At 44.8% G+C, this 13,094-nt stretch carries 14 protein-coding genes; 1 reads left to right on the top strand and 13 read right to left on the bottom strand.

Going from position 1 to position 13,094, the window contains the following annotated elements:
• Positions 1-222: 222 nt before the first annotated feature.
• Complete coding sequence (locus I2503_RS07365) at positions 223-1,683, top strand: NCS2 family permease (protein ID WP_196967532.1); 1,461 nt, start codon at positions 223-225, stop codon at positions 1,681-1,683.
• Positions 1,684-1,729: 46 nt separating this feature from the next.
• Here I2503_RS07365 and I2503_RS07370 read toward each other — a convergent pair whose 3' ends face one another.
• The 13 genes from I2503_RS07370 to I2503_RS07430 form a co-directional block, all read right to left on the bottom strand.
• Positions 1,730-2,503 carry an acetyl-CoA carboxylase carboxyl transferase subunit alpha gene (locus tag I2503_RS07370; RefSeq protein ID WP_196967533.1) on the bottom strand — a complete coding sequence of 258 codons (774 nt, stop codon included), beginning with the start codon at positions 2,501-2,503 and terminating at the stop codon, positions 1,730-1,732.
• The gene (gene accD, locus I2503_RS07375) at positions 2,493-3,365 is read right to left on the bottom strand and encodes an acetyl-CoA carboxylase, carboxyltransferase subunit beta (RefSeq protein WP_196967534.1); all 873 of its coding nucleotides are present in this window, start codon (positions 3,363-3,365) and stop codon (positions 2,493-2,495) included. Before accD ends, I2503_RS07370 begins: the two co-directional genes overlap by 11 nt.
• A gap of 281 nt (positions 3,366-3,646) precedes the next feature.
• Positions 3,647-5,014 carry an acetyl-CoA carboxylase biotin carboxylase subunit gene (locus I2503_RS07380; protein ID WP_196967535.1) on the bottom strand — a complete coding sequence of 456 codons (1,368 nt, stop codon included), beginning with the start codon at positions 5,012-5,014 and terminating at the stop codon, positions 3,647-3,649.
• Positions 5,015-5,222: 208 nt separating this feature from the next.
• The gene (fabZ, locus tag I2503_RS07385) at positions 5,223-5,645 is read right to left on the bottom strand and encodes a 3-hydroxyacyl-ACP dehydratase FabZ (protein ID WP_196967536.1); all 423 of its coding nucleotides are present in this window, start codon (positions 5,643-5,645) and stop codon (positions 5,223-5,225) included.
• Positions 5,642-6,100 carry an acetyl-CoA carboxylase biotin carboxyl carrier protein gene (accB, locus tag I2503_RS07390; RefSeq protein WP_196967537.1) on the bottom strand — a complete coding sequence of 153 codons (459 nt, stop codon included), beginning with the start codon at positions 6,098-6,100 and terminating at the stop codon, positions 5,642-5,644. The genes fabZ and accB overlap by 4 nt, the downstream gene beginning before the upstream one ends.
• A complete protein-coding gene (gene fabF, locus I2503_RS07395; RefSeq protein ID WP_196967538.1) occupies positions 6,097-7,335 on the bottom strand; it encodes a beta-ketoacyl-ACP synthase II in 1,239 nt (412 codons plus the stop codon). Before fabF ends, accB begins: the two co-directional genes overlap by 4 nt.
• A gap of 12 nt (positions 7,336-7,347) precedes the next feature.
• Positions 7,348-8,082, bottom strand: coding sequence for a 3-oxoacyl-[acyl-carrier-protein] reductase (fabG, locus tag I2503_RS07400; RefSeq protein WP_196967539.1), 735 nt, complete (start codon positions 8,080-8,082; stop codon positions 7,348-7,350).
• Positions 8,082-9,011, bottom strand: a complete 930-nt coding sequence (gene fabD / locus I2503_RS07405) for an ACP S-malonyltransferase (RefSeq protein ID WP_196967540.1) — start codon at positions 9,009-9,011, stop codon at positions 8,082-8,084. Before fabD ends, fabG begins: the two co-directional genes overlap by 1 nt.
• Before the next feature lie 11 nt (positions 9,012-9,022).
• Entirely contained in the window at positions 9,023-9,979 is a 957-nt protein-coding gene (gene fabK, locus I2503_RS07410; RefSeq protein ID WP_196967541.1) for an enoyl-[acyl-carrier-protein] reductase FabK, read from the bottom strand.
• A 137-nt stretch (positions 9,980-10,116) separates the two neighbouring features.
• The gene (locus I2503_RS07415; protein ID WP_196092214.1) at positions 10,117-10,341 is read right to left on the bottom strand and encodes an acyl carrier protein; all 225 of its coding nucleotides are present in this window, start codon (positions 10,339-10,341) and stop codon (positions 10,117-10,119) included.
• Between the two features lie 225 nt (positions 10,342-10,566).
• On the bottom strand, positions 10,567-11,526 hold the full coding sequence (locus I2503_RS07420) for a beta-ketoacyl-ACP synthase III (protein WP_196967542.1): 960 nt from the start codon (positions 11,524-11,526) through the stop codon (positions 10,567-10,569).
• Complete coding sequence (locus I2503_RS07425; protein ID WP_196092216.1) at positions 11,527-11,961, bottom strand: MarR family transcriptional regulator; 435 nt, start codon at positions 11,959-11,961, stop codon at positions 11,527-11,529. It abuts the gene before it with no gap.
• A gap of 115 nt (positions 11,962-12,076) precedes the next feature.
• The gene (locus I2503_RS07430) at positions 12,077-12,868 is read right to left on the bottom strand and encodes an enoyl-CoA hydratase (protein WP_196967543.1); all 792 of its coding nucleotides are present in this window, start codon (positions 12,866-12,868) and stop codon (positions 12,077-12,079) included.
• Positions 12,869-13,094 lie beyond the last annotated feature (226 nt).

Genomic DNA, 13,094 nt, shown 5'->3' on the forward strand with positions numbered 1-13,094 from the left:
ACCCATCTTTATTTATAGAAAAGCTTGATCGTTCATAAAAATCATCAGAATTGCAATTGTTTATTGCTTGTTTCTGATGATTTTTTTGATAGTTACGCAAAGATATTCAGGGTATGAATAATTCGGGATAAAAATAATATTTTCAATCACTTACACTCTTGAAAATCGAACATTCTTTTGTTAGAATGATACTATCATTCGTAAATAAAGGAGAAACAACCCGTGGAACGGTTTTTTAGTTTAAAAGAATACGGTACAACCGTATCAACTGAGGTCATGGCTGGGATTACAACTTTCTTTGCCATGTCTTATATTTTGTTTGTCAATCCGAGTGTGCTTAGTGTGGCAGGAATGCCAACCCAAGCAGTTTTCTTGGCAACAATAATTGCCAGTGCCGTTTCAACCTTAGTGATGGGACTATTCGCCAATGTCCCCTATGCCTTGGCACCAGGAATGGGGCTCAATGCCTTCTTTACCTACACAGTCGTGATTGGTCTCGGCTTTACTTGGCAGGAAGCCCTAGCCATGGTATTCCTCTGTGGTCTTTTTAACGTTTTCATCACTGTTACCAAGGTTCGGAAAAGCATCATCAAGGCAATTCCGGTCAGTCTCCAACATGCGATTGGTGGAGGGATTGGGGTCTTTGTAGCCTACCTTGGTTTCAAAAATTCCAATCTCATTACCTTCCTTACTTCAGCTTCAGACATTATCACTGTCAACGGAGTTGCTCCTGCTGAAGCGACTTCCGAAACCTTTGCCAATGGTATCACTTCTGTTTTTGCAGGGGGTGGAGTTGTTCCTTCTATTTCCACTTTCACTGATGCAAGTGTCCTCTTAACTGTGTTTGGGCTGCTTTTAACAGCTGTTTTGGTCATCAAAAATATACGTGGTGCGATTCTCATCGGGATTGTCGCAACGACCTTAGCGGGAATTCCGTTTGGAGTGGTTGATTTATCGACCACTGATTTCGTCAACAATAATTTGGGGACAGCCTTTGGAGAATTGGGAACAACCTTCTTAGCAGCTTTTGGTGGTCTTTCTTCTCTCTTTGCCGACACAAGTCGTTTGCCTTTGGTTCTGATGACCATTTTTGCCTTTAGTTTGTCAGACACCTTCGATACTCTCGGGACCTTTATTGGGACTGGTCGCAAGACTGGCATTTTCTCTGCGGAAGATGAAGAAGCTCTTGAAAACTCTACTGGCTTCAGTTCCAAAATGGATAGAGCCCTCTTTGCCGATGCCATCGGGACATCCATTGGAGCCCTCTTCGGAACTTCAAACACAACGACATTCGTTGAATCTGCGGCCGGTATCTCCGCTGGAGGACGCACAGGTCTTACGGCTGTTTCAACGGCAGTCTGCTTCCTCCTTTCGACATTCCTCCTTCCATTTATCGGAATCGTCCCAGCAGCAGCTACTGCTCCAGCCTTGATTATTGTCGGGGTGATGATGGTGTCCTCCTTCTTGGATGTTGACTGGAGCCAATTCGAAGATGCTCTTCCAGCCTTCTTCGCAGCCTTCTTTATGGCCCTCTGCTTCTCCATCTCTTACGGTATCGCTGCAGCCTTCATCTTCTACTGCTTGGTTAAAGTTTCAACTGGTAAGGCTAAAGAAATTCACCCAATCCTTTGGGGAGCAACCGGACTCTTTATTCTCAACTTTGTGATCTTGGCTTTACTATAACCCCTTTAAAACGGACTTTCGAGCGAAAGTCCGTTTTTTGCTTCTATCAATACTTCCGAAACCGTTGGTAACGGTCTTCCAGTAGTTGCTCTGTTGGGAGGGCCGATAAGTGAGCCAACTCATCAATCAAATGGGTCTTGATTTGTTGGACGATCTCACGGGAAAAATAGCCACGTTCTGGGATGATCTTATCAATAATTCCCTGATTTTTTAATTCGGCTGCTGTCATCTTCATCAGTTCAGCGGCTTCCGTGGCTCGACTTCCATCCTTCCACAAAATAGAAGCAAAGCCTTCAGGGCTCAAGATGGAATAGGTTGTGTTTTCCAGCATCCAAACTTGATCAGCAAGGGCAAGGGCCAAAGCTCCTCCCGATCCGCCTTCTCCGATGATAATGGCGATAATGGGCACCTTCAGGTCACTCATCTCCAGAAGGTTTCGGGCGATGGCTTCTCCTTGACCACGTTCTTCAGCCCCTTTTCCCGGATAAGCACCGGCGGTATTGATGAAGGTTACAACAGGACGCCCAAATTTTTCTGCCTGTTTCATCAGGCGGAGGGCCTTGCGATAACCTTCTGGGTGGGGTTGTCCAAAATTACGCTTCAAATTATCATGGAAGTTTTTTCCCTTTTGGATCCCGACAACCGTTACGGCTCGTCCATCCAATTTTCCTATACCCCCAATAACTGCCGTATCATCACGGAAATTTCGGTCTCCATGTAATTCGAAAAAGTCATCAAAAATCGCTTGGGCATAATCTAGAGCTGTCAACCGTCCTTGATTCCGAGCTTCTTTTAAAATATGTGCTACCTTACTGGTCATTTACTCCCCCATGAAAATTCAATAATTGTCCAACTGTAGCTGGTAAGTCTGTCCGTTTGACAATGGCATCCACAAAGCCATGTTCCTGAAGAAATTCCGCTTTTTGAAAATCGTCAGGGAGATTTTCACGCACAGTTGATTCAATCACACGGCGACCTGCAAAACCAATTAAGGTTTGGGGTTCCGCAAGAATAATATCCCCCTCCATGGCAAAGGATGCAGTAACACCGCCGGTTGTTGGATCGGTTAGGACTGTGAGATAGAATAATCCTGCATTGGAATGGCATTTTACTGCTGCTGAAATTTTGGCCATCTGCATAAGCGAAAGAATTCCCTCCTGCATACGGGCTCCTCCTGATGCGGTAAAAATGACCACTGGCAGTTTCTCCTGAATGGCATATTCAAAAAGACAGGTAATTTTTTCTCCGACAACCGTGCCCATGGAGGCCATGATAAAGTTGGAATCCATAATGGCAAGGGCAGTTTCTTGTCCTCGAATCTTGGCCCTACCTGTTAACACCGCCTCATCCAATCCTGTTTTTTCCTTTACAATTGCTAATTTTTCCCGATAGTTGGGAAACTTGAGAGGATCCTTTGTTGCAAAACCGGTAAACATCTCTTCAAAGGTTCCTTCATCAACCATGAGGGCTAAACGTTCCTGGGCTGAAATCCGAAAATGATAGGAGCAGGCTGGACAAATCTTAGCAGACCCTAAATCTTTTTGGTAAATAGCCGATTTACAGGCAGGACACTTGGCAAAGAGTTCATCGGGTACTTCTGGTAGCTCTCGTTCCACCTTCCGCCTAACCGAACGGTTGGGATTGATGCGGATATATTTTTCTTTTCGAGTAAATAGGCCCATGTATTCTCCTTTCCTCTCTTTCATTTTTCATACTCGAAACAGTTCGAAATCTGAAACGAAGTTTAATCCAGGAATTGGATTAAACTTTATATGCAATTAAGCAAGCTTGGCTTGCCTCCAATCCGATGAAGATAGTTCAACAGATCTGGGAGACCTGTTGAATATTATCAATAAGGTGTGCAAAGCACGCAATCAATAGGTTCGGCGAAGAGGATTAACACATTCAGATTTTAAAATGTAATGAGCATCAATAAAAGAGGCTGGACGCAAGTCCTTCCCCCCTAATCCTTTTCAGCATAGGCTGGTAAAAATTGTTCCATCAGAAAACTGGTATCGTAATCACCGGCAATCACGTGATCATCGGAAATGAGGTCTAATTGGAAGTCAACATTGGTGACAACCCCTTCAATCTCTAGTTCATAGAGGCTCCGTTGCATCTTCATAAGTGCATCAAAACGGTTCTCACCATGAACGATGACTTTGGCGATCATGGAGTCATAATAGGGTGGGATTGTATAACCTGGATAGACCGCTGAATCCACGCGCAAACCGACACCGCCTGACGGTAGGTAAAGATCTGTGATTTTTCCGGGGCTGGGTGCAAAATTGAATTTTGGATTTTCGGCATTGATCCGACACTCAATGGCATGACCTGTAATCTGAATATCTTCTTGCTTATAGGATAATTCTTGACCAGCCGCGATACGAATTTGTTCTTTAACGATGTCGACACCGGTCACAAATTCAGTTACGGGATGCTCAACTTGAACACGGGTATTCATCTCCATAAAGTAAAACTCACCGCTTTTCTCATCGAGGAGAAATTCAATGGTTCCTGCATTTTCATAGTTAACGGCACGGGCTGCCCGTACTGCTGCTTGACCGATCTTGGTCCGAAGTGTTTTTCCAATCGCAATCGATGGCGCTTCTTCTAAAACCTTTTGGTTATTCCGCTGGAGGGAACAATCACGTTCTCCCAGGTGAATGATATTGCCAAAAGAATCCCCTAAAATCTGGACCTCGATATGGCGAGCTGGGTAAATCACTTTTTCGATATACATGGCTCCATTGCCAAAGGCAGCTTTGGCTTCTTGAGAAGCAGACTCAAAAGCAGACGCCAAATCCTCTTGGCTCTTTACTTTTCGAATCCCTTTCCCGCCACCACCGGCCGATGCCTTGAGCATGACCGGATAGCCCAGTCGATTTGCGATTTTCAAGGCCTCATCCGGAGTGAACACTTCGCCATCAGATCCTGGGATAACAGGAACCTTGGCTTTTATCATTTCGGAGCGGGCATTGATTTTATCGCCCATCTTATCCATGACTTGGCCAGCAGGACCAATAAATGTAAGATTCATCTCCTCGCACATGGTTGCGAACTTTGAGTTTTCACTCAAAAAACCAAATCCAGGGTGAATGGCTTCTGCTTGGGTTACAATCGCTGCAGATAAGACCGCGTTCCTATCCAAATATGATTCTGTCGATTTAGCAGGCCCAATACAAACAGCCTCATCCGCCAAGGCAACATGGAGAGCTTCCTTGTCTGCTTCAGAATAAATCGCAACGGTTGCAATCCCCAACTCACGCGCCGCCCGAATAATCCGCACGGCAATTTCCCCACGATTGGCAATTAAAATTTTCTTGAACATTTTCTTCTCCTTTGGTGGAGTGTTATACTTAACAATTTTCAAAATCAGAATACTCGCAGCATTTCAAAAAAAAGACGAGGAAATCCGATGATGATCGTTCAACAGGTCTAGGAGACCTGTTGAATATTACGAATAAGGCGTAGAAACACGCAATCAATCCGTTCATCAAGGAGGCTTGACAAAGTCAGATTTTGAAAAGTAATAAGGTTTAGCTACCAATGGCAAAGGTCAATACCCCCGAAGCAGCCAGCTGTCCATCAACCTCTGCCTTGGCTTCCACAACCGCAATCGTGCCACGACGTTTGATAAATTTAGCCGTCATGACCAACTGGTCTCCGGGAACCACTTGTTTTTTGAAGCGAACCTTGTCCATCCCTGCATAGAAAACCAGTTTGCCATTGTTCTTTTCCTTAGACAGTTCCAAGACACCGGCTGTTTGCGCTAAAGCTTCCATGATGAGAACACCTGGCATAACTGGGTACTGTGGAAAATGCCCTTGGAAAAAAGGTTCGTTGATGGTGACATTTTTGAGCGCAACAATCTCATCTTCAGAGGTTTCCAGAATCCGATCCACTAAGAGAAAGGGGTAACGATGCGGCAGTGCTTCTTTGATTTGATTCAGATCCATCATTTGATGCGTACCAATCCTTTTCCAAATTCGACAACTTCTTCATTTGCAACTAAGATTTCCGTCACGACACCATCCTTGGGAGCCGGGATTTCATTCATAATTTTCATAGCCTCAACGATCAGCAAGGTCTGTCCTTTTTTAACCGTGTCTCCGACGGAGACAAAGGCTTCTTTATCTGGGGCCGGGGACAAGTAGGCTACCCCAACAAGCGGACTTTCGACCAGCTCACCTTCAACTGAAGCCACGGATTCCTCCAGAACTTCTGCTTGAGCAGGTGAGGTTTCTGGAACAGCTGGCTGACCAGTTTGTACGGGATCTTTTTTCTCCACTACTGCTAGGGGAGCCTGTTCATTTTTGGAAAAACTCAGCTCATCCGTGTGGTTTTTGTAAGAAAATTCACGGAGACTGGAGCGATCAAATTGCGCCATCAAATCTTTAATTTCATTGATATTCATGCATATCCCTCCCAGCGCTTAAAGGCCAAGACAGCATTATGTCCCCCAAATCCAAATGTATTTGAAATCGCATAGTTCACTTCTGCCTCCAAGCCTTGACCATAAATGACATTTGCTTGAATGTCATCGGATAGTTCTCGTGTCCCGGCTGTCTTTGGAATAAAGCGATGTCTCATCGTTTCAATGGTTGCGATAGCCTCAACAGCACCGGCTGCTCCCAAGAGATGGCCGGTAAAGGACTTGGTCGAAGACACCGGAACCTCTGTTCCAAGAACGGCGACAATGGCCTGACTTTCCCCTTTTTCATTGGCTGGTGTCGAGGTCCCATGCGCATTGACATAATCAACATCCGACGGCTGGATATTGGCTTCAGCTAAGGCAAGCTTGATGGCCTTGGCTGCGCCAGATCCATCTGGAGTTGGTGTGGTCATATGATAGGCATCACAATTGGAACCATAGCCAACAATCTCAGCTAAGATGGTAGCTCCTCGTTTTTGCGCGTGTTCTAGACTCTCGATGACGAGCACACCCGCACCTTCGCCCATGACAAAACCATTCCGATCTTTGTCAAAAGGAATCGCCGAACGAGCAGGATCCTCTGTGGTCGATAGAGCTGTCAAAGCATTAAAACCACCAATCCCAATTCGGGTAATAGAAGCTTCCGAACCACCGGCTAAAATCACGTCCTGATGACCATACTTGATTTCTCGGAAGGCTTCCCCAATCGCATCATTCGCGGAGGCACAAGCTGTTGTGACAGACTTACACACTCCCTGCGCCCCGATTTTGAGAGCAATATTCCCAGCTCCCATATTTGACAAGGCCTTAGGGATAAACATGGGCTTAATCCGCTTCATCCCACGCTCACTCATGCGGATAATTTGTTCTTCCAACTCCTGGAGACCACCAATCCCTGAGGAGACAATGACACCCGTCCGATCACGATCCACCTGCTGCATATCTAGACCAGCATTTTCCAATGCTTCCATGGCAGCGTAGATGGCATAGAGCGAGTACAGATCCATCCGATTGGTATCTTTTTTTACAAAATATTTATCAAAAGGAAAGTCTTGAATCTCTCCAGCATTCCGCACGGCAATCTCAGATATATCAAATTTTGTAATGGGCTTAATCCCAATTTTCCCCTCATAAAGGTTCGTCCAAAATTCTTGAGGTGTATTTCCGATTGGGGAGGTCACACCATAACCTGTTACAACCACACGCTTATTAGTCATCTTCTACCTCTTCTATTGCATCGTTAAACCGCCATCAACCGCAAGCACCTGACCTGTCAGATACTCTTGTTGGGCCAGGAAAACAGCTACATCGGCAACCTGCTCTGGCTGACCAAAGACTTTCATCGGGATCTGTGCCATCATCGCAGTTTTCATCTTGTCGGATAGTTGATCCGTCATATCGGATTCGATAAATCCAGGGGCAATCACATTCACCCGGACACCACGCGCCGCCACTTCACGAGCGACAGACTTGCTGAAGCCAATCAAACCAGCCTTGGAAGCCGCATAGTTGGCCTGCCCAGCATTCCCCATCAAGCCCACGACTGAGGACAGGTTGATAATAGCCCCTTGACGCGCCTTGATCATAGGCTTCAAGACCGCCTTGGTCATATTAAAACTACCGGTTAGATTAACTTTCAAAATGGATTCAAAGTCTTCCTCCGTCATTTTCAAGAGCAAGGTATCATTGGTGATTCCTGCATTATTAACCAGAATATCTACAGAGCCTAGAGCTTCTGTCGCTTCCGCTACCATCCGCTCTGCATCCGCTGCCTGTGAGACATCCCCAGAAATCGCCACTACTTTGACACCATAATCTAAAAACGGATTCAGGAACTCCTCTGAAAGGGCTGACCGACCATTTAAAACAACATTGGCTCCTAAACTCGCAAATTTATGTGCAATCGCTAAACCAATCCCACGTGTCGAACCCGTCACCAAAACATTTTTCTTTTGAATTTCCATTAGTTTCCCTTCCCCTTGAGCAGTGCTTCAAAACTTTCCCTATCCTCAACCGATGTGGTGGAAAGCCCCTTATCAATTTTTTTCAAAAAACCGGACAAAACCTTACCGGGGCCAATCTCAATGACCTCATCAAGGCCAAAGTCTTTCATCACGGCAATCGAATCATAAAAACGAACCGGCTCCATAACTTGGCGAGCCAAGAGACTCCGAATCTGATCGGCCTCCATAATCTTGGCTTCTGTATTCCCAACCAAGGGAATCTTAAAGGCTGAAAAGGGAATCCGCTCCAGCTCCAGCGCTAATTTCTCAGAAGCCGGTCTCAAGAGCGCCGTATGAAAGGGGCCCGAAACATTTAAGGGAATCAAGCGTTTGACACCTTGTTCTTTCAAGAAGGAAACGGCCTCATCAACAGCTGCCACTTCCCCTCCAATCACAATTTGATTTGGTGTATTGTAGTTGGCTGGACTGACAATCCCTTTAGCAGAAGCTTTTTGGCAAGCTTCTTCAATCAAAGCCGGATCGACATTGAGAACAGCAACCATTTTTCCGCTACCAACTGGAGCTGCAGTCTCCATGTATTCTCCACGCTTGGCTACAAGAGCTACCGCATCTTCAAAAGCCAAAGCACCACTAGCTACCAAGGCCGAATACTCTCCTAGAGATAAGCCGGCTACAATATCCGGTTTTATCCCATGCTCCGCCAATAGACGATAAATGGCTAGGGAGGTTACCAGAATGGCCGGTTGGGTGTAACGGGTTTGATGGAGCTTGACCTCATCCTCGTCAATCAAGGCCCGCAAATCGTAACCCAAAATCTGACTGGCTCGATCAAATGTCTCCTTGACAATGGGATAAGTCGCGTACAAATCACTGGCCATCCCCAAAGTCTGAGACCCTTGACCAGCAAATAGAAATCCTTTTTTTGACATCCTTCGTTTCCTTATTCTCCCCAGCGTCTCGCCTCTTCTAAAATAACCTCGCGAGCCCCTGTCACGAGATCTTCCACAATATCTTGACAGGTTTCTTCCTTCCGTACCAGACCTGCAATTTGACCGGCCATCACAGAACCGTTGACAACATCGCCATCCACCACTGCATTTCTGAGAGCACCAGCCCCCAATTCTTCAATTTCATCAGCAGAACGGGTTCCTGCCAGGAACTCTTTTTCCGCATTGGCGTAAGTGGTGGTCAGTTTATTTTTTAGCGAGCGGACCGAATGCCCCACAACGGATGCTGAAACAACCGTATCAATATCCTTGGCCTTCAAGACCTTATCTTTGAAATTCTGATGGGCGTTGGATTCTTTTGCGACCACAAAACGGGTTCCAACTTGAATGGCTTCTGCTCCAAGCATGAAGGCTGCCGCAGCTCCATGACCATCCGCAATCCCTCCGGCAGCTATCACAGGAATGGTGACTGCGTCTACAACTTGGCGAACCAAGGTCATTGTAGTCAATTTACCAATATGACCTCCGGCTTCCATCCCTTCCGCTATCACAGCGTCAGCCCCTAGCTTTTCCATCCGTTTGGCCAAGGCAACGGAAGGAACAACAGGAATCACCTTAATCCCCGCCTGGTGAAAACGGTCCATGTATTTTCCTGGATTTCCAGCACCTGTTGTAACCACCTTAACTCCTTCTTCAATCACAAGATCTACAATATCATCCGCAAAGGGAGACAGGAGCATGATATTCACACCAAAAGGCTTATCCGTCATCGCTTTGACCTTATCGATATTTGCCTTAACAACCTCTTTAGGGGCGTTCCCCCCACCGATAATCCCTAGACCACCGGCATTGGATACAGCTCCAGCTAAATCTCCATCCGCTACCCAGGCCATTCCACCTTGGAAAACTGGGTAGGTAATCCCTAACAACTCTGTAATTTTTGTGTTCATTTTCTCGACCTTATCTGATTTCTTCTTAAAAAATACTTTGATCATTAAAGTATTTTTTAGGAAGAAAGGTTGGATCCAATCCCCATCAAAAATCAACCAAAGATTTTCAATGAGGATACCTCACAACCTCGTTTCAACTATTTTGTTTTTTCCTCAACGTAAGCTACTAAATCACCCACATTGCTCAAACCATCTTCCGTTTCGATCTGGATATCAAAAGCATCTTCAATTTCTGAGATCACTTGGAAGACATCCAATGAATCTGCGTCCAGTTCGTCAAATGTTGTTGTCAACGTTACTTCTTCTGCTTCTTTACCAAGCTCTTCAACAATAATTTCTTGTACTTTCTCAAATACTGCCATGATTTTCCTCCTTTAAAATAAATAAATAAATAAATAAATAATAAATAAATAAAATTTTTAAAACTCGAAACAGTTCGAAATCTGAAATGAATTTTAATCCAGGAATTGGATAAAAATTTATAGGTAATGAAGCAAGCATCGCTTGCAATCAATCCGATGAAGGCAGAACTAGGGGTTCGGCGAAGAGGATTAACACATTCAGATTTTGAAATGGAATGAGTATAATTACATTAAAACGAGGATATTTCCCCACGTCAGGCCACCGCCAAAGCCTGAAAGCAAGAGTCTCTGATTTCCATTTATAGGAATAGTCCCATTAGCCACATTTTCCGAAAGCAAAATAGGAATAGAGGCGGCCGAAGTATTGCCATAGTGCTGCATGTTAGCCAAAAACTTTTCTCGCGGAAGACCAATTTTCTTAGCCATGATATCCAAAATGCGGATATTGGCTTGATGCAAGAGGAGATAATCAGGTTCCCCTGACACCTCAATCATGGCCTTCACACTCTTGGAAACCGTCTTGATAGTAAAGTCAAAGATTGCGCGGCCATCCATCTGCAAGTAAGGATTCACATCTGTTCCCTGGTAAAAGGGATTAGCCACAGTCGTCATGCCAGACTCTAGACCAGTTTTACTTCCGTCCGTATAGAGTTTTTCCGCTAGAAAATGCTCTGTCTCTGACCGTTCAAGCAAAACACCACCGGCACCATCACCGAAGAGGACTGCTGTTCGGCGATCTGTCCAATCAAGCGCCTTGGAAAATACCTCAGCGCCAATGACCAGACCTTTCTGAGAGGTTCCTGATTTGATGAACTTCTCAGCGGTTGCGAGGGCAAATACAAATCCTGAACAAGCTGCTGCTAGGTCAAAAGCAAAGGCATTTACCGCACCAAGAGCAGCTTGCACACGCGCTGCGGTTGAAGGCATATTCGAATCAGGTGTGATGGTTGCGACCAAGATAAAGTCTAACTCCTCCGCCGCATAACCCGACTTTGCCAACAAGTCTCGGGCTACTTCAATCGCCAAGTCACTCGTCTGTTGCCCTGTAGAAATCCGACGACTTCTAATGCCCGTCCGACTGCTAATCCATCCATCCGAAGTATCCATGATTTTAGATAAATCTTCGTTGGTGACAATTTTTTCAGGAACATAGTGAGCAACGTGACTGATCTTTGCAAAAGCCATTTATTTAAGCTCCTCTAAGAATTGATGAAGTTTTTCCAATCCCCGTTGCATGACTTCCAACTCTGCTGGATCCATCCCGTCGGTAATACTGGTGACCATGGCACGATGGAAGCGTCTATGCAAGCGGTAAATCAATCGTCCTTTCTTGGTTAAGCCAAGATGAACCACACGACGATCAATGGTAGAACGTGTTCTCACAATATAACCCTTGGCCTCGAGCTTGTTCAGACTGGTGGTCACAGTCCCCAAAGTCACCATGAGGGTTTGGGCAATCTCGCTTGGAGTCACATCAGGTCTCTTACCAATCTCATCAATGGTGTGCATTTCCTTAATGGATATGTCCTTAAAACGACTCGTTTTTAAACTATTTTCCTCAATAATCAAAACATTATTAAAAATATCAACCAAGTAGTCATTGATTTGTTGATAATCCATGATGGGCCTCCTGCAAGTGTTTGATTATCAAAGTCGCTAAAACTTTGATAATCAAACTATAACAGATAGCGAAACACCTTGCAAGGTTTTGTTGCGAAATAATTTGATTTTAAAACTATTTGCCTAAAAATTTGGGGCGGCGTCGCTCCGAATGAGCTCTCACACCCTCCTTGAAATCTTCCGTAAAAGCTAATTCCTTCTGCAAGGATAACTCTAACTTGGCATAGTTTTCCCAGGCGGAAAATTCACTTTCCCAGACCATGCTCTTGATGGCTCGGTAGGTATTTTTGGATCCCCGAGCTAGCTTTTTCAAAAGCTGATCGGCTACTTTGATTACTTTCTCACTCTCACAAACTTTATAGACAAAGCCCCAGTCTAGAGCTTTCTCTGCAGAGACTGCTTCTCCTGTCATGGTAATTTGTGTCGCTCGATTGATCCCAATAGAGCGGGTTAAGAGAAACAAGCCTCCTGCATCTGGGGCTAGACCAACTCCCACAAAAGCTTGGATGAACTTGGATTTTTCAGATGCAATACAGAAATCTGAAGCCAAGACCATGTTAAAAGCTGCACCGGCAACCGGACCGTCCACCAGCATGATAACAGGAATCCCTAATTTTTTTAAGGCCAAGGAAATTTCGTTTACCTGTTCTGCGATGCGAACCAGGGAATCGATATCGTTCTTATCGACAGCTTCCTTCATTTGAACCAAATCACCACCAACAGAAAAAACGTTTCCAGCCGCCTGAATGACCATCGCTCGCAAGGATTCATCGCTTGCGACATCCGCTAAGGCTGCTAAGATACTGTCACACATGGGGACGTTAAAGCCATTTGCCACTTCTGGTCGGTTTAGCGTCAATCTTGCAAGCCCATCCGTTTTTTCCATCAGAATTCCATAATATGCCATAAAACCCCTTTCCTTTTATTCTTAAATGGTTTGATTATCAAACCTTATTAGACACTTTACCACAAGTTGAACAAATTCTCAACAATTTTTACAAAATTTTTATACTTGATTAGTTTCAAAATCTGAAATATAATAGTATTATGATTTTTACACCAGAACACATTAACGAATTAGAAACAGCCCTAAAAGATAAATCACTAGCTTCTTTTCATAAACGTATCCAAGC

The sequence above is a fragment of the Streptococcus sp. NLN64 genome (genome assembly GCF_015831295.1).
Taxonomy (GTDB): domain Bacteria; phylum Bacillota; class Bacilli; order Lactobacillales; family Streptococcaceae; genus Streptococcus.

What these genes read in the sequence shown, in the direction of transcription:
- I2503_RS07425 (WP_196092216.1), bottom strand. Translation starts at nt 11,961, where the DNA reads ATGGATTATCAACAAATCAATGACTACTTGGTTGATATTTTTAATAAT.
- accD (WP_196967534.1), bottom strand. Translation starts at nt 3,365, where the DNA reads ATGGGCCTATTTACTCGAAAAGAAAAATATATCCGCATCAATCCCAAC.
- accB (WP_196967537.1), bottom strand. Translation starts at nt 6,100, where the DNA reads ATGAATATCAATGAAATTAAAGATTTGATGGCGCAATTTGATCGCTCC.
- fabK (WP_196967541.1), bottom strand. Translation starts at nt 9,979, where the DNA reads ATGAACACAAAAATTACAGAGTTGTTAGGGATTACCTACCCAGTTTTC.
- fabF (WP_196967538.1), bottom strand. Translation starts at nt 7,335, where the DNA reads ATGACTAATAAGCGTGTGGTTGTAACAGGTTATGGTGTGACCTCCCCA.
- fabZ (WP_196967536.1), bottom strand. Translation starts at nt 5,645, where the DNA reads ATGATGGATCTGAATCAAATCAAAGAAGCACTGCCGCATCGTTACCCC.
- I2503_RS07370 (WP_196967533.1), bottom strand. Translation starts at nt 2,503, where the DNA reads ATGACCAGTAAGGTAGCACATATTTTAAAAGAAGCTCGGAATCAAGGA.
- fabD (WP_196967540.1), bottom strand. Translation starts at nt 9,011, where the DNA reads ATGTCAAAAAAAGGATTTCTATTTGCTGGTCAAGGGTCTCAGACTTTG.
- I2503_RS07415 (WP_196092214.1), bottom strand. Translation starts at nt 10,341, where the DNA reads ATGGCAGTATTTGAGAAAGTACAAGAAATTATTGTTGAAGAGCTTGGT.
- I2503_RS07430 (WP_196967543.1), bottom strand. Translation starts at nt 12,868, where the DNA reads ATGGCATATTATGGAATTCTGATGGAAAAAACGGATGGGCTTGCAAGA.
- I2503_RS07380 (WP_196967535.1), bottom strand. Translation starts at nt 5,014, where the DNA reads ATGTTCAAGAAAATTTTAATTGCCAATCGTGGGGAAATTGCCGTGCGG.
- fabG (WP_196967539.1), bottom strand. Translation starts at nt 8,082, where the DNA reads ATGGAAATTCAAAAGAAAAATGTTTTGGTGACGGGTTCGACACGTGGG.
- I2503_RS07420 (WP_196967542.1), bottom strand. Translation starts at nt 11,526, where the DNA reads ATGGCTTTTGCAAAGATCAGTCACGTTGCTCACTATGTTCCTGAAAAA.